Consider the following 26,445-nt stretch of genomic DNA (forward strand, 5'->3'; position numbering starts at 1 on the left):
TATTGAAACCGTTTCCGAAACCGTTTCCGAAAACCGAAACCGTTTCCGAAATCAATTAATTTGAATTTAAAACATTCTTCTATAAGTTGTATACTATCTTTAAATAGCATAAATGAGCTTTTTATCATTAATATATCTTATTGTCGATTCAGTTATATCATGAACAACAATGATGAAACGGTTCATTTGAAATGAAAAATTATTTCTAAATAATGTTTTCGGAAACAACCATAAAACAATACTTCTTAGTAATTAAAGTGGAATTTCTTTTATTAACTCCAAAGACAAATTAACTATGATACATGTAACAATTAAAGATGTCGCAAAAAGGCTTAATGTATCAGTTTCTACTGTATCAAGGGCTTTTAATGACAAATATGATATAAAAAAAGATACTAAGGAACTCATATTAAAAACAGCTAAAGAAATGGGATATCATCCTAACCCTATAGCAAAAAAGTTAAGTCAAAATAAATCATTTAATATAGGTGTTGTCATACCTGAGTTTATGAATAGTTATTATTCTGAAATAGTGATTGTTTTGCAAGAGTTTTTTATATCAAAAGGCTATCAAGTTTTACTTATGCAATCTGATGAAAATGAAGAACAAGAACTAAAAAATGTAAAAACATTAATCAATAATATGGTTGATGGCTTAATTATAGCACCAACCGTTGGGTACAGAAACAGACCGTATTTTATAGAAAAATATAATGAAGGATATCCAATTGTTTTTTTAAACAGAATTGATGAAACTTTACCAGCTTCTAAAGTCATTTTTAATAATGTAAAGTGGAGCTTTTTCGCTACAGAACACCTTATAAGACAAAAGTATAAAAAGATATATCATTTATCTGGATATAATAACTTATGTGTTTCTTCTGAAAGAATTGAAGGTTATAAAAAAGCCATGAACAAACATAAATTTCCAAAAGAAAATTACAAAATTATAGAAACAGGATTATTAGCTGAAGAAGGTATGGAAGTCATTGAAGATTTGATTTTTCATCATGATATACCAGATGCTTTCTTTTGCGTAAACGATATGGTAGCTTTAGGCGCTATGAAAAAGCTAAAAGATAACGGCTTCAAAATTCCAGATGATGTAGCCTTGGTGGGTTTTACCGAAACCCGAATTGCTAAACTTGTAACCCCTGAATTGAGTAGTGTTAGACAACCCACACATGATATGGCTAAAAAGGCTGGAGAAATATTATTGAATAGAATAAACAATCCTGATTCTGAAACTGAAACCATAGTTTTTAACGGGGAATTCAACATAAGAAAGTCTTCAGTTAGAGATTTTTCTATACCACCTATATAGGCCCATTCATTAACCCCTTAATTTCTTAAAGACGCATAAATGAATAATATACAAAACAAATAACTTTCCAGATATAAGGATCATATTCTAATGCACACAAACTTGATATCTGGGATTTGCTCATTAGTAAATGGTTTATTTTTCTATTTTATCAAATGGATTTTCCCCTTTTATCCCATTCTTGTTTGGGATAGGCATTGTAGAAATTCAGGTTTGAAATAAATTATTTGACTAACCTCTTTTCCCAATCTTTCAAGATATCTTCATTGGTAGCATTGGGTGATAATTCAGGTTTTTGCTTTTTTAGTGAGTTAATATAATATTTAGCAGATCCTTTTTTTGCTTTTTCAATTGTAGCCTGATCTTCTAAAACCATATGCTTTTCAAATTCTTTCAAATTAGTTTTTAAAGTAGAAAACAATTTATTTTTCACATTTTTAAAATCTTTATGTTCAGCTAAGTTAGAAAACTCCAAAGGGTCATTTTTTAAATCATAAAGTTCAATCACTGGTTTTGTTTTTGCCATCAACAGATTGTATGGACTCCCCAATTCACCTCTTTCATTCAAAACATGATAAAGTGTAAATGCTGGATATTGTAATTTTTTATAACTACTTAATTGCATCCAAGGTCTATCGGCTGTTCTATTCCAAATCAACTTGTATCTACCATCAGAAATACTTCTCATATTTTCTGGAGCATCACCTGCTCTTTGTCTAAAGCCAAAAATATAATCTCTTTGATCTTTTTTATCCCCTATAAACACTTTTCCATGCATATAATCTGGTACTTCTAATCCAGCTATATCTAATGATGTCGCAGTAACATCAATCAAGCTTATTAAATCGTTATTTAGAGTTCCTAGTTGTATGCTTTTAGGGTATTTAACTATGAGAGGCACCTGTAATCCTCCTTCATATAAAAACTGTTTATCTCTTAAATGTGGACGTCCATGATCTCCAAACAAAATAACAATCGTATTATCAGATAATCCTTCTTTTTCAAGTTTTGCCATAATTCTACCTACTTGCCTGTCGCATTCCTGTACACTTTCTAAATATGCAGCCCAATCGGCTCGAATTAATGGGTGATCTGGATAACATTCTGGAACGAAAACTTTATCTGGATTGATAGGATTTTCGGTATCCTTTACAAACAAACGGTGTGGATTATGAATTTGCACTTGCGCAAAAAATGACTGTCCTTCGGCTCTGTTATTCCAATCGGTACCATCAAAAAGCCCATCATTTAAAAAATTAAAGTCTTCTTTTCCATTTTTACTAAAATCTTCTGAACTTGCATTCGTACAGTAATAGCCTGCTTTTTGAAAGTACTTGGTAATTGGCAGAATACCTTCTGGTAGTTTCGTCATATTTAACGTTCGATGATCCTGGCAGTTTATATATGTTGGGTACATCCCAGTAATAATTGAAGACCTGCTAGTAGAACATATTGGCGCCGTAGAAAAAGCATTGGTATATAATATCCCTTCACTTGCCAATTTATCTATATGTGGCGTAGATACATCAGGGTTACCATAGCAAGCCAATTCTCTTCCTAAATCATCTGCATTTATCCAAAGTACATTTAGTTGCTGCTCTTTTTTTTCTTTTCCTTTTGGTTTAAGGCAACTCAAAAAAGTAAACGCTACTAAAACGCATAAAATAACTTTTGAAATTTTCTCTTTTTTCATTTGAATTCTATTTTTTCATCAAAATTGAAGTCGGTCTAGACACTCCATATTTGTTTACTGTAGAAACTTTTATACTGTTCTTGGGTAAAATTAAATAGCCTGGGTTTACCTTTTCAATTTTTAGAACGTTCCCTTTATTCAAGTCCACTCTATATCCTGTTATTTTTTCTGAAGCCTCTAATCTTACAATAAGTTTATCTTCTCCTTTAATAACACCTAGAATTTTTGGAGGTTCTGGATTTTTATCTCCATCTGGGATTACTATAAATTCGTTAGACCAAACACTGAAACCTTCGGCAAGTACGCGTCTTACCCTTCCAAAATACGTCTTCCCATTTTCTAAACCTCTTATTCTTATAGCTCCTTTTACATTTGCTTTGAGCTGCTTTGTATATTTACCCGACTTGATACCATATTCAACTTCTAACCCCTTGTCTCCCTCAAGACTTGTTACTCCAACCATAAAACTTTTATCTAATGGTAATACTTTTCTAATTTCAGGATCTTTTGGCGTTGTAAATGTTGGTAAGGGTAATTCTTCTTGAGTTATCATATCAAAACGTGATTCTGCAACGGCGTAACCATTATTTGATAGGATAGATACAACTAATGTTTTCCCTTTTGAGCCACCTAATTCAATAGTTTCAGAAAAACTTTCGGTTCCTGGTTTTATTTCTGGTAAATTGTAAATTTTACCGCTTACCGTCAATCCATTTTCATCTAAAATTTCGTAAACCCAGGAATAACCTCTTAATGTAAACGATGGAATTTCTAAAACACCTCTTGGTATGATGTTAACACGAGCTTCTTTTTTACTAAACACCACATTAATATCATGTACTGGTGCATTAATTTCAGACATATGATAGTACAAAGTCTTTGGGTTTCTCCAAATATCTACGATACCCCAATCTCTGTTTTGGCTAGGAGGTGTTTTTTTAAAATAACTGCGGTAATCATTAAACGTCCAGTGTGCTCCCCCAATAACATATGGTTCTTTACCCAAACGTTCCCATAGTGGTTTGAAGTCTACCATAAAGTTTAAAGACTCATCCCGTTTTTCTCCATATTCACTATAAAATATAGGCAGTTCTGGTACTAATTCATGTTGTTTTAAAACAGATTTTATCTTATTTTCTGTACCGCCATACTTATTCATTAAAATGGCATCTACATTATGCCGATCTATATTCTTGTAGCCACCTTCAGAGAATTTATCGAAACCAGCATCATGTATGTTAGCATAAGGCCTTGTTACATCTAATGCTTTAACTAAAGGCTTCATGGTTTCTACATACAAACTCGCTTCTGCCCGTAATTCATTGCCTGGTGACCAACCTATTATTGAAGGATGATTCCAATCGCGCTGTATCATTTCCTTTAAGGCGTTTCCTGGGTATAATTGTTTTGCTATTTCTGCGTCCTCTTTATTATTCATTGGTACTCTATACACGGTTTGCCACATTGGGATTTCCGCCCAAATTAAGTAGCCAACTTTATCACAGTAGTCTAATAATTCTGGAGAACTAGGTGCATGCATGATTCTTGAGAAATTAGCTCCAGAGCGTTTCATCATATCAATATCTGATTTCACCAAATGTTCTGGTTCTGTATTTCCATAAGCTCTATGATCATGTACACGATTATACCCCATTAAACGTACTTTTTCGCCATTGAGGTAAAGTCCATCAGGTTTCATATTTATATGCCTAATACCAAAATGCGCCTGTAATACATCTATAGCTTCGGTATTATTAAACAATACCGTTTCAAGGTGATACAATTGCGGGTCATCAAAATGCCAAAGACGTGTTTGACTGGTATTTAGGAATATATTATTTGTTAACGTTGTTGTTGTACCTGCTTTTACATTTCCTGTAAGTCTAAATGCAACGTCATCCAGTTCTTTAATGGTCCCTCTAATTAAAACAGACTTATCTAAATCTGAGGTATTCTCAACAGTTACCTTTAATTTTACCTGGGCTGTTCCTGTGACAACATCAAGTACAGGTTCTATTTTTTGCCGAATCAACCTTAATGCATCATGTGCTATTAAATGTACACCTCTATTGATACCCCCCCATTGAAACCAGGCTCCAACAACATGCTCGTTATTTACTTTTACTTTTATGACACCTTTTTCTCCAGCTGAAATATACGGACTGATATCAAATTCAAAAGGTGTATAACCACCAACATGTTGCCCCAAATAATGCTCATTACACCAAACATCTGCTATGTCATAAACGGCATCAAATTTTAAAAAAATACGTTTTCCAGACCAGTTTTTGGGTACTGAAATTGTTTTTTTATACCAAGCATCTCCAATATAATCGGCATATTCTGTAAATGTATTCCAACTGGAAGGTACTGGTAATACATCCCAATTATTACCTTTTACTTGGGTACTATCTGCAAATTGCCAGTCCCCATTTAAAGACAACGTTTGTTTTAAATAATTGTACTTGGAAAACTCACTTTCTTGAGAGTGAACAAACATAGTACTCCCCATGACTAACGCCATGCTTAATGTGATTAAAATTTTAGTAATTTTTCTAAAAAAAGAAAACTTCATTTTATTATTTTTTAATTCGATTTAAACCAAACTACCGCTCCTCCATTTTGGGCTAAATCTATTTTTAAGTCACTTGTTTTATTAGCTTTTGTTGTTTCTTTTTTAAATAGTGTTACTTTATTGAATTCTTTAAAAAACTGTCTGGGATGCAACCCAGAAATATCAAATTTATCTGCTTCTAAATCGTCTGTAAAAACTTCGGTAGTATAGCTATTCTCAGATAAAAAATCACAGTTTACATGAATTGTTCTTGTATCGCCTGCATTTAAAACTCCTAAGTACCAATCTTTATCTTTTCGTCTGACAATAATGGCTAAATCTCCTATTTTACTTTCTGGCAATACTATGGTTTCATCCCAAACTGATGGTACCTCATCTATAAAACTTAAAGCTGGTTTTACATACTGAGATTCTTGTAAAAAATCGGTACCTTCTGCCAAACATTGAAATGGCGAATAAAAGCAGACTAATGTTGCCAATTGATGCGCCCATGTAGTTTCTCCTGGGTTTGTAAACCCTATTGGTGTGTAATCTGCATGCCCAGTAACAAGTCTTGTAAAAGGTAATGCTGCATTATGAGATGCTGTTAGCATGCCTTCTTTCATACCGTTTACTTCTAATCCTCTTACTCCTTCTCTTGTTACCTCATTAGGGTAGGTTCTATATTCTCCAGAACTTTGTTGGCATCCATGAAAATTCACCATAAGTTGGCGTTCGGCAGCTTTTTTTAATAGGTTTTCATCAAAATCTATAAGTTTTTTTGTTTGTCCGTTCATAAAATCAACCTTTACACCCTTTGCCCCTGTCATTTTTACACTATCTAAAAAATAACGCATCACTTCCCAATCGTTTTTTGGAAAGTTGATTTCTTTAGAACGTTTCCATAAAAAGATGCCTATGTTATTTTTATTGGCGTAATTACATAATTTAGTGGTTGTCTCCCATTTATTATCCCATTTCTCCCAGCCTTCATCTACCATAGAATAGTCTAAGCCTAGAGCAATAGCATCATCAACCATTTGATTTTCATCTTCAGGAGTAGCTTCTTTTTTAGTCCACCAATGCCATACCGATGTTCCTGGTTTTATCCAACTTCTATCTGCAAAAAGTGTATTATCTGGTTCTGGGTTTAATGCAGGCACCATCGTATTATTTACTAAATCGTTTAAATTATCTGCCAACAATATACATCGCCAAGGGCTTTTTATATCACCCTCTATTTCAAAGCCTTTACCTCCCTCTGTAAAATTTGCTCTAAACGTATTATCTCCAATAGCTTCAAGGCGCATGCCGCTATAATTCCAAAGTGCAGCTTCTGCTAGCTGAGCATAACCGCCTTGTGGTAATTCTAAAGTTAATGTAAGCCCTTGGGTAGGCCCCATTTTTGATATCTTGGGCATCTTAGAAATATCTGCAGACAACCATTCTCCTGCATGTGATTTTAATTTCCAATCACTATTTCTCTCAAAAAACCAAACTTTTGTATTTGAAGGAATTTTAAATGCCGTCTCTTCTCCATTAACTGTTTGCGTTTCTGTACCTGGAACACGATATCTATAGGCTACTCCTTCATCTGAAACCTGAATATCTATATACCAAATTAAACCACTAATTTCTGTTAATTGAAATGTTGCTACTTTAGCCTTGTATTCTGCTTTACTTTTAACTCCTAACAAAGGAAATTTAGTTAAAAATGGCTGTTCATCTATTAATTTTATATTTGAATGTCTTCCTAGAATATTGTTATTTATAGTAATCCCCAGGGAAGAAGAATCAATAACAGTTGTTCCGCTAGAAGTAATTTGATAAGCTAATGCGCCATTATTAGTCTTAAATATCTGCACTTCATTTTTGCCATGATTTAGTACAAATTTTTCTTCTGTTTTACTACATGACATCAATACTATTGCCATCATTAAAAATGATAGTTTGAATACTACTTTTCTATTAAAACTCACGCTTTTCTTAATTTTTATTTTTACTCTTTTTATAATGAAACCCACCATAAGGGTAAGTTGAAGGGTTTGTTCGTTCTTCTTTAAAGAACGTCTCTATTTTAGTAACCAAGTCTGGATATTGATTGGCTACATCATGTTCTTCTGCAATATCTTTACTAAGATCATATATCTCAACGGGATTGTCTGCTCCATAACGAACGCCTTTTAAATCGCCATATCTAATGGACTGACGGAATGCATTTTTACCTGAAAAAAAACCTTCTACATTAAGATATTCATGCTTTGGTTGTTCTTTTCCAATAAGCGTAGGCAAAAATGAAATCCCATTTGATTGTTCAGGGACTTTTATACCCACAATCTCTGCTAAGGTAGGCATAAAGTCTTGTCCACTACCCATATGCTTAGAGACAGAACCAGGTATAATCTTTCCTTTCCAATAAGCAAAGAAAGGGACTCTTATACCGCCTTCATAAACATCTCTCTTAAATCCATTTAAAACACCATTACTTTCAAAAAACTCATGATCATGTCCATTACCTTCACTATGTGGACCATTATCACTAGTAAAAAAGATTAATGTGTTATCTAATTCTCCCATAGTATCAATTTTTTTAAGTAATCTGTCTATATAGGAATCTAGAAGTGTTATTTGAGTTGCATGTAATCTGTTCGGCTCTTTCCAGCCTTTTTCGGTATACAAAGTTTTGTTTCCAATTACTTTTTCATGACCATGAGGTGCTCTGTAAGACATGAATAGAAAAAATGGTTTATCGCTCTCTTTTTTATCTAAATATTTTAGTGCTAAATCTGTTCTATATTCGTCATGACTTTGCCATTTTGTCCAATCGAAATAAATAGAATCTTTCATGCCGTTTATATATTCCATAGGGCCATCAAAATTCTTCTTATTCCTTTTATTAGACCATTGTTCTTGTACAGCATAACTAAATCCGCGACCATGTGCCCATGTAGAGACATCATCGGGATCTCCAAGATGCCATTTCCCTATAAATGCCGTTTCATAACCCGCATCTGTCATCATTTCTCCCAAAGTAACTTCATCTTTACGTAATGCGATTCTACCTCCTCTACCATTTGGCATTAAACCATTATTACCTCGTATGGTGTTTATTGATGAACTTTTCCCTGTCATTAACACAGCACGAGATGGCGCGCATACAGCACTACCTGCATAGAAGTTGGTAAACTTCATACTTTGACCTATTAAACTATCTAGAAATGGTGTTTTTATTGTTTTTTGACCATAGGCCCCTAATTCTCCGTATCCTAAATCATCTGCTAGCAGAAATAGTACATTAGGTCGTTTTTTCTTTGTTATTTTAGTATGATTTCGTGAAACATCCTGTGGTTTTTGTTTACAACCAATAACTATTAAATTAACAAAAACCAGATAGATTATATATTTTTTCATTTTTTGAATTGTTTTCAATTTAATTGCAAATGACTTCAAATATTGAAGCTGGAACCTCATTTGAGGGGTGTTCGAGTTCAATACTAAATCCTTTAATATTCAAAGGAATTTCTGGTTTGAATGTATTTATAGTTTGATAATTACATTGTTTTTTTCAAATATTCAAAAAAATGGTTTATCTGTTACACAAACTATTGTACTCAATGGTCATTTAAACATTAGAGAATCTTCCATAAATATACTCTCCTCATCATTGAATAAAAAAGTAGAGATTCTAAATATATAAATCTCTACTTTATAATTAACTTAAACTACTAATCAATGTTATTTTTTAATTTGTTTCAAAGCTCCAAACCGGCCCTATAGCTTCACCACCATTCCCATCATTAACAACAACTTTCCAATAATAAGTAGTTGTTACTGTTAGCGAAACATTGATTTCCTTTTCAGATTGGTTATCTCCCATCATAGAAACTGGTGGGTTAACTGTATCAAAATACACATCGTATGTTAAAGCATCATCATCGACATCGCTGGCATCCCATTTCAAATCGATAGATGCATCTGATGTGTTTGAATCATTTTCTGGCGCTATCAATTCTGGCGAAAAAGGCAAATGGTTTACCACCCCTATACCTTCTGTATAAAACTGATAAACAGAAGAATATTCACTCGACAAGTCTTTACTGTCTTTTGCTTGAACCCTCCAATGATAAGCCTTTCCTTTTTCCAATGTCACCGTTTTTGTTGTGGTTGTTGATGTGTGGCTCTCTACATCTGAAAAATCACTTTTGGTTGCTATTTCCAACGTATAAGTTATAGCATCTCCATTAGGATCTGATGATGCTCCCCACTGAAAATCTAATGTATTGTCTATACACAACAAATTGTTAGTAGGGTATGTTAAGGTTTCTACTTTCTCTGGCGCCTTGTTTTCTTCAGGTGCGGGTGAATCACTACCACCACTACAGGAGAACAAAAATGTCATAAAAAAGACTAAGGCTATTGTTTTTATCATTTTCATCATAGTTTATTTTTTTACAATTTTCACATTTACTGGTCTGTCGAATAACACTTCTGCAAAATAAATGCCGTCTGGTTTGTCTTGAATATTTAAAATTATCTTTCCTGACACAACGGGATATATTTTTGAAGAAATTAATTGAGCATGCAAACCATATATATTAACTGGTATTGATTTTTCGGCTACTGGTATGGCAAGTTCTATAAGGCCTGTTGTTGGATTAGGATATGCTCTAACGCTATTAAGAAAATCTACTTTTTCAATCATAAGTCCTTCGCAATCCACATCTGTTTTTATTTTAACCACATCACCCTGATTAACCTCAACACCGAATGACGAGGCTCTGGTTTGATAAACGTCAACATCATTAACAGAAACTGTGTAGGGAGCAGTACCTTCTTCTATTTTAACAGACATTTTACTCGATTTAATATCTACACTTGACTTGCCTGTTATGGATTCTGCTTGTTTAATTTCCAGATTATAACATGTGCTTGAAGCAAGTCCTTCTGCTCTTATGCATAACTCATAAGTTCCAGGCATTATATCATTCAAAGTGAGTTCTTTCGTGAAATTGGTATCAACCCCATTGAATGTAGCTATGTAGTTTTGTTCAACATCTGCCGTAATTTCAATTTCTCCATTATCCTGATCAGGACAAGTTTCGCTTGTAGTTACTATGGTAAATCTATTATCTGCATTAGTACGTTCTCTTACTGACAGTAAATAAACCGTTTCTGGTTGCATTGTGAATTCTTCGCCGAACGTTTCACCTGTTAATAAGTCTGTACATATTAAAGCGTTATCAGTACCTTTTAATCCTATAGAAAGTGTCGCCTGGGTTTTACCAATATTTACAATATTTATGATTTCTTCACCCTCGTTACTTGTGTAACTTCTCCACATACACCCTTTACTCCCTATACCATTTGTTTCACTTAAAGTAAACCTGGATGCATGTCCTTTATTATCAATTAAATCCAGAGCTTTTGTTGTAAAATCTGCAACAGAACTTCCTGTAAGGAGAGTACCTCCATTATTAGTATTTAAAGTTGTAGTATGGTTTCTCCCATACTCATCTTTTTCCAGACTTTCTCCATCCATAATAATGGTTCCTCCATTATCTAAATAGTTCTGAAGTGCCTGTAACTCCTCTGTTGTTACAAATTCTGATCTATTAACCAAAATAACATCCCAATCATTATTTGGTTGTGTTTCAATAATATTTCTGGTTGCAAATCCTATAGACTCCCCTTCAAAATATAAGGATTCATAGAGCTCAAATATTTGATCCATATGGTTTCCTTTATTAATTGCCGATGTTTCTGAATAAAAAATACGAATATCCTGATTTACATGTTGTAGTTTTGATATGTGATTAGAATGTGCTGTTAAATCCATTAAAGTAGACGTTATCTCATTAACAACTCTAGGTTGTTCAATCAATGATCCCCCCATTGATTCAGCTGAATTTGGATCTAAAGAACCATCTGCTTTTCTGGGCCAAAACCAACCCTGACATGAATTCATACCTTGTAATGTAGATTGCCAGTAAACTGTCCTTACATAAGCTGGATCTAAAAATAAATCTGTAAACGCATTGGCCTGAATATAATGCCCCTCTGAGTTATAGTTCACTTTATCTGGTGATACAGATCTAAAGAAATCATAGGTCATAGCCATATCTCTCCAGAAATAATGGTAACGATCTTCCCAGGGCTGAGGGCCTCCCCATCTTAAAGAGTTTTTTGTTCCTGCATCATTACCTATGTTCCCTGTTAAAGCAGTTAGTGCCTCAAAATCCAATCCGCTATGTCTACCATTTTGAGCCCATTGAAATGGTATTACCTTTATATGTGTTTTAGCCTCAGGATCATGCTTCAGGACTTCATTATTTATAAATGTGAACCAATTGGTAACCCGCTCCTGATTAAACCTCATGATATCATACCATATAGGGTTTCCTCTTTCGCTATCTGGCATGGGAAAATCATCTATTGTTATGTCATCAAAACTTGAAAAACTTTTATTCCATAGTGTATTAAGGCTTGCAATATCTGTATGCTTATTTTGTAACCATGTTCTTAAACTATCTTTTGCATGTTCTGAAAACTCAACTACTTCCCATGTTCCTGCCAGATTCCAATGTGGCTCATTAGTGAGCATATACCCTTGCTTAGAAAAGTTCTTACCAGCTGTTAGTGGCACAATACCTTCACAAAGCTTTGTCATTATTTCTCTTGAGCCTGGACTACTAATATCATAACCTATATAATGCGCTTCTCCAACTTCTATGTCTGGATACTTCTGTTTCAACCAGTTTGGTATACGTCTTTGCCCGAAAAATATGGTTCCAAAATTACCTGAAGGCTCACTCATAATATTATTTCTAAGCCACTGAGCTATATCTCCATTTTCATTAGATACATGTCCTGGGTCTACATAAAAACCATCAAAGGCCCCAAAATAGTCTCTTAAATCATGATCACCAGCTTTATCTGGCTGCCAAATATATTCTGAGATATAAATAGGCTTCCCTTCATGCACCAATTGATTTCCATCATAGTCTATTTTAGACCAATCTATATTTGGAATTGGTTTACGAGTTCTTTCCCCATTAATAATTGCTGTAAGTGTAGCAATACCTTCTTCTAAAATTGTAATTACTGAACTACGCTCATAAGTGGCTAAATGTTCTGCTAAGTTTTGCGGCGTAGTTTGATGGAATGTATGTAATCCATCGAAGAAATCTTCGTGAAGATCTTTATTGTTTTCATCCCAATTAGCATAAACCAAAAATACTTTGGCCAAACGAACCGTCATTTTTTCTTTTAAGGCATCAATACCTTCATTTTCTGCATCTGTTATTAGAGCTTCTAAAGTTGCAATTTTAGCATTAGCCTGCTCTTCTGTACCAGTAAAATCTTCTATGTTAATTCTTGGTACTCGAACTTGAGCATAATTAAAATGGCTTATAAAAAGAAGGGCCATTAAGCTGAATACGTGTAGGAATTTAATTTTATTTTTTTTCATGGTCTTCATAGTTTTTACACTAACAATCAATACTTTAATGTTAAATTTAGGGTCATTATGAATATTATAATATTCATGGTTAGCAAACATTTATCTATCAATAAATATTATTCATAATTATGCTAATAATAAAAATATCCGACCTTCCTGAAAAATAAAGATCGGATATTTATTATTTTAAATTAAGGTCTCAGTTCTATAGGTGCAAGTTCTATATCATCAATATACATAGTCTGTGCTCCAGAAATTCCTGGATTATCTGACCTATTCATCTGTAACCACATAAAAGTGTGTGTTGTGATATTTACAGTCTTAGTTAAAGTCACCCAAGTATCTTTTGCTATGCCATCGAACGACCATGTTACAGGTGTCCAAGGAGTTTGCAACACAGTTCTAACGGCTTGCATATCGGAACCTGATGGAAGATATACTTTCAACGACATTTCATAAGTTCCTGGATCTGCAACAAATTGACCATCTCCAGACCCCTGGAAATTGTGATTGCCACCAGACATTGTATCCCAGTCTGGGGTACTCCATTTAAAGGAAGCATTTCCACTAGCGGCTTGCTCTTCCGAACGTCCGCCTGTATCAAACCACTCACTATGCTGTGCCCAAAACCCTTGAACGCCACCACGTGTTCCAGTTACTCCTTCGGCTCCGAAAATATCTTTACTTAAAACATTTGTAGTATACATATTTACAGTTATTGGACCAAAATCTTCGAGAGGCCTTTCATCCGTAGATTGAATACCTCCTCCACTATATGAAATGGTTACAACATCACTATTATATATGGGATCCGCCAATGTTAGTTCCAAAATAGACTCGTCAACAGAATTTATTTCGATAGCTTGCACCGCAATATCTTGGTTAAAACCTGCATCTGTATTATTTACGTTAACCGTAAAATTTCCATTTTGCCCTGCCAAGCTAGCGGGATCTATAATACCGGCAACCTGAAACGATATTTTTTCTGTCTCATCTTCATTAATTTCACTAATTACTTCGAAAGGCTCGGATGAAGATACAACGCTTACATTTAGAGGTATATATTTCCAGTTTGTTTTGGTTGGAAGCGGTTCATCTCTTCTGGATTCAATACGACCTAAATTAACTGTTGTACCAAAATTCAAGAATGCAATTTCTGCAATTGAATCGTTTGAAGTTTCTGGTACACCGCCATTGATACGCCATGTTCGGGCATTGGGTATTCCAACCTTACTTAAATCTATAAATGTAAGTGTTTTGTTAACTTCAACATCTATAGTAGGCCATGTATCTTTATCTTTAATATCTATTTCATCATCTTCACCAACTCTAAGTATTTCGATACCGTCTTGAAGTATTCGAAATGCTGGTTTAATTTCTTCAGCTATAACTTCTACTTCAAAACACTTTTCAAATACCCATTTATCTCCAACCTGAGTGGCTTCAATAGGGCCATCGACAGTTTGGTATACCACCTTTTCATCAAATATATTCTTAAGGCAAATTGTACTTTTACCTTCTTTCATAAATAAAACATGAACGGCTTTATCGTCGGTTACAAGCCCCTTGCTCGAATCGATAAAATCTGGTAAAAAGTCTTTATCATTAAATCCTGTTTTTAAGAAATGATTACCTTCTTCAATAGTCCATTCATGAGAAATATCTCCTTGTGAAGCATCTAAAAAGGATATAAAACCACCTGTTGCCCTTAAAAACTCATCTCCTGGAGGAACACTAGTATACCATGTTACATCGGAAACCGTATCAGGTGCATCATATTCATCATCTTGGCAAGCTACTATTAATAGCATAGCAAGACATATTATTATATATTTTTCAATATTCTTCATAATGTTTGTTTTTAGTCAGTTATGCTTGAGTTAGTTGTAATTTCACTTAGTGGAATGGGTAAATAATCATGCAGCTCAGGAATATAATTTTCAGCAGTTAAATCATACTCATAATCTACTACATGAGAAGCTGTACCACTAGTATCTGGTCCTAATTGCAACGATACATCTGATGTGGCCTGCCCTCCGTCCATTTTAGTATATGTAAAGTCTATCGAATGGTATACCTCATTAGCTAATCTTTCAAAATTTTCACCAATTATACCCCAACGACGTAGGTCTGTCCAACGAATGGAATATCCTTCATTACATAATTCCAAAGGTTTTTCTACATACATTAAATGATCCATTAATGTTTCTGCAGTATAAACTTCAGCATTATATGTATGAGCTCCATCCAGAGCTGGCCCTAACAGCACAAGTCCCCATCTGGCTCGAACAGCATTTATGTCTGCTAATGCTCCAGTAACATCTCCTGTTTTTATTTTGGTTTCAGCACGCATTAAATATACATCGGCCAATCTATTCACTATGGCATTTTTACCTGAATTCCATCCGCCCTCTGGATTATCATCTTCACTTTCTAAGTGGTCATGGTTGGAATATTTCTTTAAGTGACCGAACCCCCATCCAACTGGGTTTTTAAGCATATTTTCGCTTACATAATCGGTTAAATAATATAATGTTTGCGCATCTTCAATAAGTGTTACCATTTGAGATGCTCTTAAAGGTACATTACGTAATTTTCTACCTTCTACTGGATCTATATAATAATTTCTATCATCTAGAGGATCCATTGGCTCTGTTTTATATTTATATAAAGCCCAAGCCGGCATAGCTGTATATACACCTCTAAAGAAAAATGCCAGTCTGTTAGTTTGACTAAGTTCATCCCACTGTCCTAGCTCAGGTCTATGGGTAACATTATAATTAATCTCAAAAATTGATTCATCATTAAACTCCCCATCTATTGTGAATAAAACATCTGGATTCACTAATCGATATCCATATTCTGGATTGTCAATAACATCATTGAACAACGTCATTGCTTGACTATATTCCTCTTCATATAAATGGCTCGTTCCTAAAATGGTTGCTGCGGTTCCAGCTGTTACACGCCCATTACTTGCAGTTCCATCATAGCTCGCAGGTAAATTAGCATAGGCATAATTTAGATCTTCTCTAAAAAAGGCAATAACTTCAGAAGAAGGAGACACTCCTTTATTAAAATCTTCTTGAGTTACTGGAACAGCATCTCTAATTATAATTTCTCCTTGGTTAAACGAGGTATGCAAGTAAAAATGAAATAAGCCCCTAAAAAACCTTGCTTGCGCCATTTGTAACGTCCATTCCTCTTCATTTACTGTACCTTCAAGACTCTGTAACGCTTGTATGGTCTGGTTTGCTCTAAAAATACCTTGATAAAGCGCATCCCATTTATTTTGAATGGAAGAATCGTCATTAGTATATGTTTTATAATAGTATGCTCTACCTTGATCCTGACCAGGTGTTGGACGACCATATCCCGGCCAGCCCATATCCGACCTCCATGACTCTTCCAACAAGCTCAACACATGATGGTTAAACATCACTGCATAGGTAGAATTCAAAGTCGCATTAGTTTCTTCTAAATTTTTCCAGTAATTATCTGTAGCAATCAAGTTTGGATTTTTCTCGTCTAAAAACTCTGCATTTTCGCAGGCAGCCAGAACCAAACTAAAGGTTGTTAAAATAAAAATAATTCGTTTCATAACAATTGATATTAAAAATTAAAATTCAATCCAAATATATATTGTGAGGTTATTGGATATCTTCCTTTATCAAGTCCTCTTGCTTGTATACCCCCTCCAACTTCTGGATCAAAACCTTCATAGTTTGTAATGGTTAGAGCATTTTGCGCTGTAGCATATATTCTGAATTTGGAAATACCTAATTTCTCTGTAATTTTCTTTGAAAAACTATACCCTAATGTAATATTTTTTAGACGCAAGTAATCCCCATCTTCTAACCATAAGTCTGTATAACCTTTGTAATTAGGGTGATCTTTAACATTACCTCTATATGCTGGAATTGGAGAATCTTGGTTTACATCAGACCAGGCATAAATCAAATCTCTATGTCTACCATAACCATATGCTGTAGCTTCAGCACCATTCATAAGTTCATGCCCTAATGCTGCATACCACTGCATTGATAAATCAAAACCTTTATAATCAAGGTTTAAATTATATCCTATCTCATATTCTGGCAATCCACTACCACTGTACACCCTATCGGCATCAGAAATATCTCCACTGCCATTACTATCTACATAAATTAAATCACCTAATTCTGCATTAGGTTCTAATTGTTGGTATTCTGCAAGTTTTTCTGGGGTATCTGCCACCCCATTTGTTGGATATAAAAAGAATGCTCCTGCCTCGTAACCTTCTGCCAGTACAGTAACCTGCGAACTAGATTTGGCACCGCTTATTAAACCAAAATCATTGGTAAACAGAAAGCCGCCTTCTCCATTAATTTTTGTGATTTCATTTTCGTTAGTCGTGAAAACCCCATTCATTCTAAAATTCAAATTACCTATTTCACCTCTATACCCTGCAGAGAGCTCAAAACCTTTATTTGTCATATTACCAACATTTAAAACCACTTGAGAATTATTACCTCCTCCAGTAGAACCTGGTAATACTATTGGAAATAGCATATCTTCTTTCTCTGTATTATAATACTCTGCAGAAAGTGTAAATTTATTTTTAAAGAAGCCCAAATCAAAACCAATATTGTTTTGAATAGAAGTTTCCCACTGTACAACAGCATTAGCAAATTGAGATTGAGCAGCACCTAAATTTAATGCACCTTCTCCTGAGCCAAAAGCATAATCTAATCCTTGTGTAATTCCAGCAGAGAATGCATATGGACTAAATCTTTCATTTCCAACGGTTCCTCTACTTGCTCTAAATTTGAAGTTGTTTACAGTGCTTTTAACTGGTGCCCAAAATGGCTCATCTGAGATGTTCCAACCTACCGAAATAGATGGAAAAGTTCCCCATCGTTTATCTAATCCAAATTTTGAAGAACCGTCACGACGCACACTGGAACTCAACAAGTATCTGCCTTTGTAGTTATATTGAATACGCGAGATATAACCGACAATTGTATTGGTGTAATTGTTACCAGATCTTGCATCTGGATTTAATGTCGCATTATTTAACACCCGAATATCATTACTGGCAACGGCATACTTCTTAGCTGTAAAATTTCTATATACATATTCTTCTCTCGAAGCTCCAGCGGTAAACGTAAGATTATGATCTCCTATACTTTTCTTATAAGTAAGGAAGGAATCGAAGGTGTTAGAAGACCATCTACTAGCATCATTTTGAACGAAACTATTAGCTGGGTTACTTATCTCTTCCCCACTTATTGCATTAAAAACAGGTGTATAGCCATTAAAACGTTCTCTAATTTCATTTGTTTCATTTATACCAACTCTTGCTACTATGTTTAATCCTTTAAAAAATTCATAATTCGCATTAAATTGAGCATAGGCACGTGTTCTGCGTGCATTATCGGTATTATCAAAACTATCAATAACCCAACCTAGTCTATTAGACTCATCCCCTCTTAAACTTATAAGCGGATCATCGGAATTAATATTTAACCCTTGCTGCGTTGGAAAATAACGTACTGTTTGTGTAATAATACCTCCTGGTGACCTATCAGTTATTTCTCTATTTAAACCAGCTGTCGCATTAATGCGCCATTTGCCATGATTATATGTCGTGTTTGCACGTGTACTGAAACGTTTAAAGTTAGAATTGATAATAATGCCTTCTTTTTCGTACAAATTTGTAATAACACTATAGGTAATATCTTTAGTACCTCCCGATACATTAATCGTATAGTTTTGTATGGGAGCGTTATCTATAAATACCAGCTCTGATAAATCTGTATCATTTTGAAAAGACAATGGGCTTCTTGTAAAATTTAGTACCGTAATATCGTCTGTACTACCTGTTTGGTTTCTGTCCCTAACCAGATTAAAATAGGTTTGTTGAGCAGTATTCATTAATGGTGTCCCAGATGTTATATGTTGTAAACCATAACTGGCATTTAATTTAACAGATAGCGAACCTGCTTTTCCTTGTCTGGTAGTTATAAGAATAACTCCAGCTGCTCCACGTGTACCATAAATTGCTGCAGATGCAGCATCCTTTAAAATATCTATAGATTCAATCTCTGTAGGTGGAATTCCTGGATCTCCTTCTTGAGGGATACCATCTACAACAAATAAGGGCGTGTTAGAACCTGAAATAGATGTGATCCCCCTAATAAGTATTTCTGACTGTCCTCCTGGTTCTGCTGATGCCGTAATATTTACACCTGCAACCTGACCTTGAAGGGCATTACCCAAATCTGAAGTTACTATATTTTCAATATCCTGAGCTTTAACACTTCCTACAGCTCCAGTAATTTCTTTCTTCTTTTGAGTACCGTAACCTATAACCACCACTTCTTCCAAGCCTTCTACTGATTCGTCGAGAGACACATTCATAGTAGTTTGTGTCACTGTAACAGATTTGTCCTCCATCCCTAGGTAACTGAATAAAAGAACATCACCAATTTCTGCATTGATAGAATACTTTCCGTCAAAATTAGTAACTGCACCCGTACTAGTCCCTTTTACAATTATAGTAACCCCTGGTATTGGTAGTCCGTTATTAGTATCACTAACAGTTCCTGTTATGGTTGTGTTTTGCGATTGAATGTTAGTAACACTCAAGAGGATAAAAAGAAAAAGCATTAGGCTCTTGAGCCCTAGCAATTTTCTTGATCTCAATAATTTTTTTTGTCTCATTTGTTTGTTAATTAATTTCAAATTTTAGTTTAGTTAAATTCAAGTTTTAAACCCCTATCTTAAAGGATATTAGCAACTTACAATGTTGGTTGTTCTTCATAAATTATTAGTTTTAGTTAAATGTTAGTTTAGGCATATCTTTTTCGGTTTCGAGAATAAGGGGTGCCTCACCCTTATATGTATTATTTTTGAATTCAATATTTTTTGATGATTTTACCATGATCGCACAATCTTGATTGAAAAGTTTAGGAAAGGTTTTTGACAATGAAATTGTATTGTTTGAAAACTCAAGGTTATTCGTATTTGCTATTTCAAGAACCAGATTGTCAAAATGGTTAAATGTATTTCCTTTTATCTTTATATTATTAAAAGCAATATTTTCATTATCGTCATCTGTTACAAAACGTATTACCCCCCGATCGTATCCGCTATGATTGCAATCTTGGAAAACATTATTTTCAACGGTTATATTCGAACCATTGCCAGACTCATACCAATGCCCACTTTCTACAGGTATTAAAAGTGCTTCCATTTCGGTACTAAAAAAGTTATTTCTTATTATGGTTTCCTTGGGTGATGACAACAGCAATCCACGTGCCCTGTTACGGCTAATATTACAGTTCTCTACCAATACTTCTGGATAACCGCTTAAGTTCTCGATTAAATCTCCAGGTTCTAAATTTTTTGGTAAAGCTTCATTAAAAGTTATAATTTGGTATCTACTATTAAAACGCTTGGTAGACTTTATAGTCAGCTTATCATAAGGAAAGAAAGATTTGCTCAACCTTACAAAACCAATGGTGTCATTAGTTTTTCCTATAACAAAACCTTGTTGTTGAAAATGCCCCATGCGAACACCTATGGTGTTTTCTCCTAAAAGATCAATAACTTCTTGGTAGGTTCCATGTACATTAGTAGCATCATCTAATTGGTTATTGAACGTACAATTTTTTAATTCTACTTTGCCTCTACATCCAACAAAATGCGTAGCATCTGCTGTTGTTGAAACCATACGACCATGTGAGGGTGTAACATTTACATTATCTAGAATCAGGTCTGCCGAGTTTTCTGCTATCACTCCCATTCCACCCGCATGATGAATGTTAACATTAGTAGCTTTGAAGCCATAGGTCCCCGTTAAACGAATGGCTGGAGCCAATCTATTTAAATGCTGTTCTCCTTTACAAACCAGTATTTTTCCAACTGGAGGTATTTTTTTACCATGATTAAAAATTCTAATCAATCCAGGCTCTATTTCTTTTACGCTTAGCCTAAATTCTCTACCAATAACGCGTTGACTAGGTGCTATTGGGTCTAATTTGTACTTATAATTTGTACTGTTTTTCACAACACCTTCACTTTTTGGTAAGTGATGATATAAGGTAAGTGGTGTATACGATTCCGTATCGTAAGCTATAGCTTTACGTTCTGGATCATACAAAATAGCTTGTCCGAGGTTATGTTCATACGATTCTTTAATGAAATACAACTGTTCGTTACGTATTTCATATGGATATGCATCGGATATTTTCAAATCAAATGTGCGATTTTTTAAATCGCTAGACACAACCAAACCTTCACTGTGAAAAGGAATTTCCCAATCAATATTTAGATTTTTTAATGTAATATTTTGAGACATGTCAATTAAAAAAGGAATCATTTTTCCATGAAAAATGAACGTAGATCCCTGACCATCAATCACCAGATTTTTCATATTGAAAATAGGAAATGCTGTTTTTATGACTACATCATTATGGTTTGATATGTAACAAAACTGCTCCAGTCCCTTATCTGGATAAAAATGGTATGTCCCTTTTTCAAATTTAATTTCTGAAATAGGCTTATCTCCTGCATCTAATATTCTATGTAACACAGCAGAAGTAGCGTCTTCTTTTATACTATTGTTAAAAAACACAGACTCTGCTTTTATTTTTTTAGCAAAACACCCTGTGTTTAAAAGGAATAGAGATAGACCTAAACTCATTAGAATTATTGCAGAATTAATTTTTTTTGGCGACATATTTTTATTTAAATTATTGTAGGGTTTAAAATTGATTTTTTTGCTTTTAAATCATGTCCTCCTCTGTAAAAAAGAGGATCACCTCAGTAAGTAACAACCTTATCAAACTGAATATCAGACCACAATAAGGTTTATAACGTTACTTAATGCTTTATTCTGAAAATACTTGAACACAAGCCAAAGGAACTTATAATCAAACTAAAGGATGTATTTCTGGATAATTTATAGGTACCCAAGAGTAAGTATTTGATTTAGTTGCAAAAACAAGATGACTAAATTGCTTAAATAAAAGAAATAAGCTGTTAATAGATTTAAAAGTTACTATAACACTGTTATAATTCAATTATTAAGAACCGGAAAAGCTTAAGTTTTAGATCTATAATCAAAGATCTTATTGAAATAAAATCATTTAATATAAATGAAAAACACGGATTAATATCTCTGGACTTAGGAGTTTTATAACTTTGTTTTAAGAATATTTTTTCTCATTTTCTGTTGCATACATCCCTGGCGTCGTGCCATACTTCTCTTTAAACAATCTGGTAAAGTGCGTTCTACTCTTAAAACCTGTGCGTATGGCCACTTCTTTAACCGATAGTTTTTCCTGAACCAAAAACTCTGCGCCTTTAGTTAATCTGTACATTTTCAATAACTCAAAAGGCGTATGGTTAGTAAGTGCTTTTACCTTTTGATAAAACAAGGTTCTGTTTAAAAATAATTTTCTGGCAAACTGATTTATATCCAAGTCCTGATTATCTAAATTTTCTGCCATAAGATTATAAAGTTTCTCTAAGAATGCATTGTCGTTTGCATTGTTCTTATTATTCTCTTTTGTTAAAGGAATCCCTATTTGGTAACGCTCTCGCAATTGCTTTCTGTTTAGTAATAAGGCTTCTACCCGCGTTACCAAATGCTCCATATTGAATGGTTTCTTAATATAGGCATCGGCTCCATCTCTAAGGCCTTGGATCCTGTCTTCACCAGCAACACAAGCTGTTAATAGTATAACTGGTATATGACTGGTTTTTACATCAGATTTTACACGTTTGCATAGGTCTAATCCATTTAACTCTGGCATTAATAAATCGCTAATAATAATATCCGGCCACTCATTTTCCATAGCATCCAAACATTCCTGACCATTAACAAAAGTAGTTATATTGAAGAACTTTGATAATGACTTTGATACAAACAAACGCATATCCAAATTATCTTCTGCATAAAAAATTGTGGCATCCGAGAACTCTGTATCTATCTTTATATCTGTAATACCATCATTATTTATTAACATGGTATTGGTCTCCAATTCTTTTTCAGCAGTCAATAAAATTTCCTTTTGGCTTGTTTCGTTATTATTTTTTCCCTTTTTAACTATTGGCAGCCTAACCGTAAAAGTGGTCCCTTCATTTATTTCACTTTCAGCACTTATATAGCCATAGTGCATCTCAACTAGACGTTTCGAAAATGCTAATCCTATACCCGAGCCTCCAATGTAAGACTCATGTCTTTTATGAGATTGATAGAACCTTTCAAAAACATGTTCCAGATCTTTACTGTCGATCCCTCTGCCCGTATCTATAACCGAAACAATTAAATTTTTATCTTCTTTACTAATATGTAATGAAATGGAATCACCTTTTTTTGTGTATTTAAAGGCATTGTTAAGTAGATTGTTAAAAATCTTTTCTAGCTTTTGCTTATCTGCAGACACATAAACATCACTTGCATTATTTTTTAAGGACAACTGTTTATCTTCATTTTTAGCTAAAAACTCAAAGTCTTTTATAAGTTCTTCAATGAACAAATTGAAATGAAAATGAGAATAGTTCATTTTAAGTAATTCGAAATCTGCTTTTTGAAAATCATGTACTTGATCTACAAGTTGAATCATTTTTTTAGATTGACGCTGGATAAGCTTTAATTTTTCAACAGCATTGAAATTCCTTCCAAATTCTTGTATCAATAAATTTATCGGTCCTGAAATAAGTGTTAGGGGCGTTTTTATTTCATGAGAAATATTAGAAAAGAATCTTAGTTTCGCCGCATTTAAATGCTTAACATTATCAATTTCCATTTGCTCTATCTCAACTTTATGATTTAAAGCCTGAATTCTAAAAATGACTTTTATAATCAGAAAAACGATAAGTGTCACAATTAGAAAATAAATGAAAAACGCCAATTTTGTTTTCCAATAGGGTGTAGATACAGTAATTTTTAAAGCTTGAATTGGTGTCCATTCGTTTAAAGAATTTGAAGCCGATGTATTTAAAATGTATTCACCAGGCGGAAGACCACTAAAGTAAATAGTCTTTTGGTTAGAGGGTACTTCAACCCATTCTTCATTTAATGGAGACAACTTGTATCTTATATGATGGTTTTTAGGGTTAGAAAAATGTAGACTTGTAAGTTCTAATGAGAATACATTTTCATTATGTTTAAGCTTTACCTCATCTATTTCCGCCAATCGTTTATCTAGTATTACTCTACCACTAACAGAATCTCCAACGGTTACCGACCTATTAAATAGTTTAAGGTTTTCGAGTTCAAATCTTGGTAGTGCTTCTTTATTTAGAATATCTTCTGGTTTAAAATAACAAAAACCATCCAAACCCGAAAACATTAAATATCCGTTCTTCAAATGTTCTGAAGCGTACCAAAAATCTTCAAAGGGCAGACCGTCTGAATCTGTAAATCTTCTGAAGGTATAATCTTTGGTATTAAATTTATTTAAGCCAATATTAGTTGCAATCCACAAATTATACTCATTATCGTATAGAATACTTTTTACAACATTATTGGACAATCCTTCTTTCTCGGAAAAAGTAACAAACTTTGGTTTGCTGTCACTATTTAATACTTTACATATCCCCCCACCTTCAGTTCCAACATATAATTCTTCATTAGGCAATCTAATAATTGAACTCACAAAATTGTCTGATAATGTCTCATCATTACCTTCTTCATTAACATATTGGTCTATCTCGGTATTATACAAAGGGGCTTTATTACTTATTCTAAAGAGCCCATCTTTATCGGTTCCAATCCATACATAATCGTATAACGGATCTGGATATACACACCTTATAAATCCTAGTTTTTCGGATTTAAAATACGGATTGTCATTTATGGTCTCAACATTAATAATCTTATTTTGGTTATTTACAATTATTTTGAAAACACCATAATTTCCAACTACCCATATATTTCCATCTTTATCTTCTGTACAGTCTTGAATATGTATATAGTTAAAAAGTGGCGGTGCAGCATTATATACGACTTCAATATTGGTATCGTTCTTTTTTAATCGACATAAACCAGCACCATTAACCTTAAACCATAAATTTTGTCTTGAGTCATAAAAGGTGTTTCCCAACTCTATCTTTTTTTCGTCTATTACTGGATTTTTAATAGGCTCAAATTTTTGAAGCTCTGTGTTAAAAATAGCAACTCCACCACCACTATCGCTCAAGTACACACTTTTGTCATCGATAGGCGAAATTTCTGTAATATTATTGGCTTTAACGCCATATTTATATCCCATTTTGGTGTTGTACTTTTTAAATGGGTTTTGATTAAGTTCAAATTTGAAAAGCCCTTCATTAAAAGTTCCCAACCAACAGTCACCTGTTGTTGTTTCATAAAAACAACTACTCTTTATATAACCTGAATTAAATTCAAAATATAATTCTTTCCCGTTTTCCCCATCTATAAAATCATTAACTTGATTAAATCGGACAGCCCCATCATTTAATAACCCCAACCATAGTTTATTGGTCGAATCGACCATACTACTGTTAAACTTATGTTGCGTTAGGAGTTTCTTTCTTAATTGAAATGTTATGCTTCCTCCTTCTTCTTTTTTTATTTCAATTATAGCGACTCCAAGGAAAAGTGTTACCAATAATGTATTTTGATCTAAAACAGAAATCGAACTACTTTGCATTATATTATTTTGCAATACCCTATTATAACTCTTCGTTTTTAAATTAAATATGAAAAGTCCCTGAGAAGTAGCATATAAATATTGAGACTCATCTAACATGATTCCTTGAAAAAACCGAACTTTATCTTGAGAAACCACCCCTTTTGGCGTGTATGCATTTATGAAATTATAATTATCATCAAAAACTAAAACTCCAGATTCTTCTGTGGCACAAACAACAAAACCATCTTTATTGGATATTATGCTTCTAACAACAGGCCCATTTAATCCTTTTTTTACTAACTTATTTGAATATAAGCTTTTAAATTTCTGAGTTGATAAATCATACAAACTAATTCCCTCATCAGTTCCTATCCATATTTTACCTTTTTGATCTTCGAATAATGTTCTTACCCGATTGCTTACAAGAGATTTTTCGCCTACCCTGTTTTTATATATTTTAAAATCATAACCATCGTAAAGACTCAGCCCTTCATAGGTACCAAACCATAAATACCCATTAGAATCTTCTAAAATAGAAGTAATTCCATTATGCGACAAACCACTAGAAATGGTAAAATTAGAAGAAGCTTCTAAAATTTTTTTTTGAGCAAATAAATTAAATACAAAAAAAAACAGTGATAAAAGTAAAATGGAGAGTTTATATTTCTTTTCGAACATAAGAAAACAATTTACATCGACAACTAAAGTATCAAAATTAAATTGACTAAGCAAAATGCTTAAGTTTTTTGTAAAGGTATAAGAAGT

Annotated in this window: 12 protein-coding genes; 1 reads left to right on the top strand and 11 read right to left on the bottom strand. The window is 33.7% G+C overall.

Annotated elements, in window-relative coordinates; all coding sequences use genetic code 11:
• Positions 1–295: 295 nt before the first annotated feature.
• Complete coding sequence (locus HHX25_RS04905; RefSeq protein WP_169670744.1) at positions 296–1,324, top strand: LacI family DNA-binding transcriptional regulator; 1,029 nt, start codon at positions 296–298, stop codon at positions 1,322–1,324.
• A 223-nt stretch (positions 1,325–1,547) separates the two neighbouring features.
• Here the strand turns inward: HHX25_RS04905 and HHX25_RS04910 are convergent, their stop codons facing one another.
• From HHX25_RS04910 to HHX25_RS04960, 11 genes are all read right to left on the bottom strand, one after another.
• Positions 1,548–3,017 carry a sulfatase family protein gene (locus HHX25_RS04910; RefSeq protein WP_169670746.1) on the bottom strand — a complete coding sequence of 490 codons (1,470 nt, stop codon included), beginning with the start codon at positions 3,015–3,017 and terminating at the stop codon, positions 1,548–1,550.
• A 7-nt stretch (positions 3,018–3,024) separates the two neighbouring features.
• Complete coding sequence (locus tag HHX25_RS04915) at positions 3,025–5,592, bottom strand: glycoside hydrolase family 2 protein (protein ID WP_169670748.1); 2,568 nt, start codon at positions 5,590–5,592, stop codon at positions 3,025–3,027.
• An 11-nt stretch (positions 5,593–5,603) separates the two neighbouring features.
• Complete coding sequence (locus tag HHX25_RS04920; RefSeq protein ID WP_169670750.1) at positions 5,604–7,508, bottom strand: glycoside hydrolase family 97 protein; 1,905 nt, start codon at positions 7,506–7,508, stop codon at positions 5,604–5,606.
• 49 nt (positions 7,509–7,557) lie between these two features.
• Complete coding sequence (locus HHX25_RS04925; protein ID WP_169670752.1) at positions 7,558–8,982, bottom strand: sulfatase-like hydrolase/transferase; 1,425 nt, start codon at positions 8,980–8,982, stop codon at positions 7,558–7,560.
• Positions 8,983–9,313: 331 nt separating this feature from the next.
• Positions 9,314–10,000, bottom strand: a complete 687-nt coding sequence (locus tag HHX25_RS04930) for a fibronectin type III domain-containing protein (protein ID WP_169670755.1) — start codon at positions 9,998–10,000, stop codon at positions 9,314–9,316.
• Positions 10,001–10,012: 12 nt separating this feature from the next.
• Positions 10,013–13,039, bottom strand: coding sequence for a beta-galactosidase (locus tag HHX25_RS04935; RefSeq protein ID WP_169670757.1), 3,027 nt, complete (start codon positions 13,037–13,039; stop codon positions 10,013–10,015).
• A gap of 182 nt (positions 13,040–13,221) precedes the next feature.
• Positions 13,222–14,880, bottom strand: a complete 1,659-nt coding sequence (locus tag HHX25_RS04940; RefSeq protein WP_169670759.1) for a SwmB domain-containing protein — start codon at positions 14,878–14,880, stop codon at positions 13,222–13,224.
• A gap of 11 nt (positions 14,881–14,891) precedes the next feature.
• Entirely contained in the window at positions 14,892–16,631 is a 1,740-nt protein-coding gene (locus HHX25_RS04945; protein WP_169670761.1) for a RagB/SusD family nutrient uptake outer membrane protein, read from the bottom strand.
• Positions 16,632–16,642: 11 nt separating this feature from the next.
• The gene (locus HHX25_RS04950) at positions 16,643–19,717 is read right to left on the bottom strand and encodes a SusC/RagA family TonB-linked outer membrane protein (RefSeq protein ID WP_240964241.1); all 3,075 of its coding nucleotides are present in this window, start codon (positions 19,715–19,717) and stop codon (positions 16,643–16,645) included.
• 130 nt (positions 19,718–19,847) lie between these two features.
• Positions 19,848–21,755, bottom strand: coding sequence for an alpha-1,3-galactosidase-related protein (locus tag HHX25_RS04955; protein ID WP_240964243.1), 1,908 nt, complete (start codon positions 21,753–21,755; stop codon positions 19,848–19,850).
• 469 nt (positions 21,756–22,224) lie between these two features.
• Entirely contained in the window at positions 22,225–26,358 is a 4,134-nt protein-coding gene (locus HHX25_RS04960) for a hybrid sensor histidine kinase/response regulator transcription factor (RefSeq protein ID WP_169670765.1), read from the bottom strand.
• Positions 26,359–26,445 lie beyond the last annotated feature (87 nt).

Origin of the sequence: Flavivirga algicola (assembly GCF_012910715.1) — a bacterium.
In the GTDB taxonomy this organism is placed as follows: Bacteria; Bacteroidota; Bacteroidia; order Flavobacteriales; family Flavobacteriaceae; genus Flavivirga; species Flavivirga algicola.

Excerpts from the sequence above, each read along its gene's own strand:
- HHX25_RS04920 (WP_169670750.1), bottom strand. The coding sequence starts at position 7,508 with ATGATGGCAATAGTATTGATGTCATGTAGTAAAACAGAAGAAAAATTT.
- HHX25_RS04930 (WP_169670755.1), bottom strand. The coding sequence starts at position 10,000 with ATGATAAAAACAATAGCCTTAGTCTTTTTTATGACATTTTTGTTCTCC.
- HHX25_RS04925 (WP_169670752.1), bottom strand. The coding sequence starts at position 8,982 with ATGAAAAAATATATAATCTATCTGGTTTTTGTTAATTTAATAGTTATT.
- HHX25_RS04905 (WP_169670744.1), top strand. The coding sequence starts at position 296 with ATGATACATGTAACAATTAAAGATGTCGCAAAAAGGCTTAATGTATCA.
- HHX25_RS04935 (WP_169670757.1), bottom strand. The coding sequence starts at position 13,039 with ATGAAAAAAAATAAAATTAAATTCCTACACGTATTCAGCTTAATGGCC.
- HHX25_RS04955 (WP_240964243.1), bottom strand. The coding sequence starts at position 21,755 with ATGTCGCCAAAAAAAATTAATTCTGCAATAATTCTAATGAGTTTAGGT.
- HHX25_RS04940 (WP_169670759.1), bottom strand. The coding sequence starts at position 14,880 with ATGAAGAATATTGAAAAATATATAATAATATGTCTTGCTATGCTATTA.
- HHX25_RS04945 (WP_169670761.1), bottom strand. The coding sequence starts at position 16,631 with ATGAAACGAATTATTTTTATTTTAACAACCTTTAGTTTGGTTCTGGCT.
- HHX25_RS04960 (WP_169670765.1), bottom strand. The coding sequence starts at position 26,358 with ATGTTCGAAAAGAAATATAAACTCTCCATTTTACTTTTATCACTGTTT.
- HHX25_RS04915 (WP_169670748.1), bottom strand. The coding sequence starts at position 5,592 with ATGAAGTTTTCTTTTTTTAGAAAAATTACTAAAATTTTAATCACATTA.
- HHX25_RS04910 (WP_169670746.1), bottom strand. The coding sequence starts at position 3,017 with ATGAAAAAAGAGAAAATTTCAAAAGTTATTTTATGCGTTTTAGTAGCG.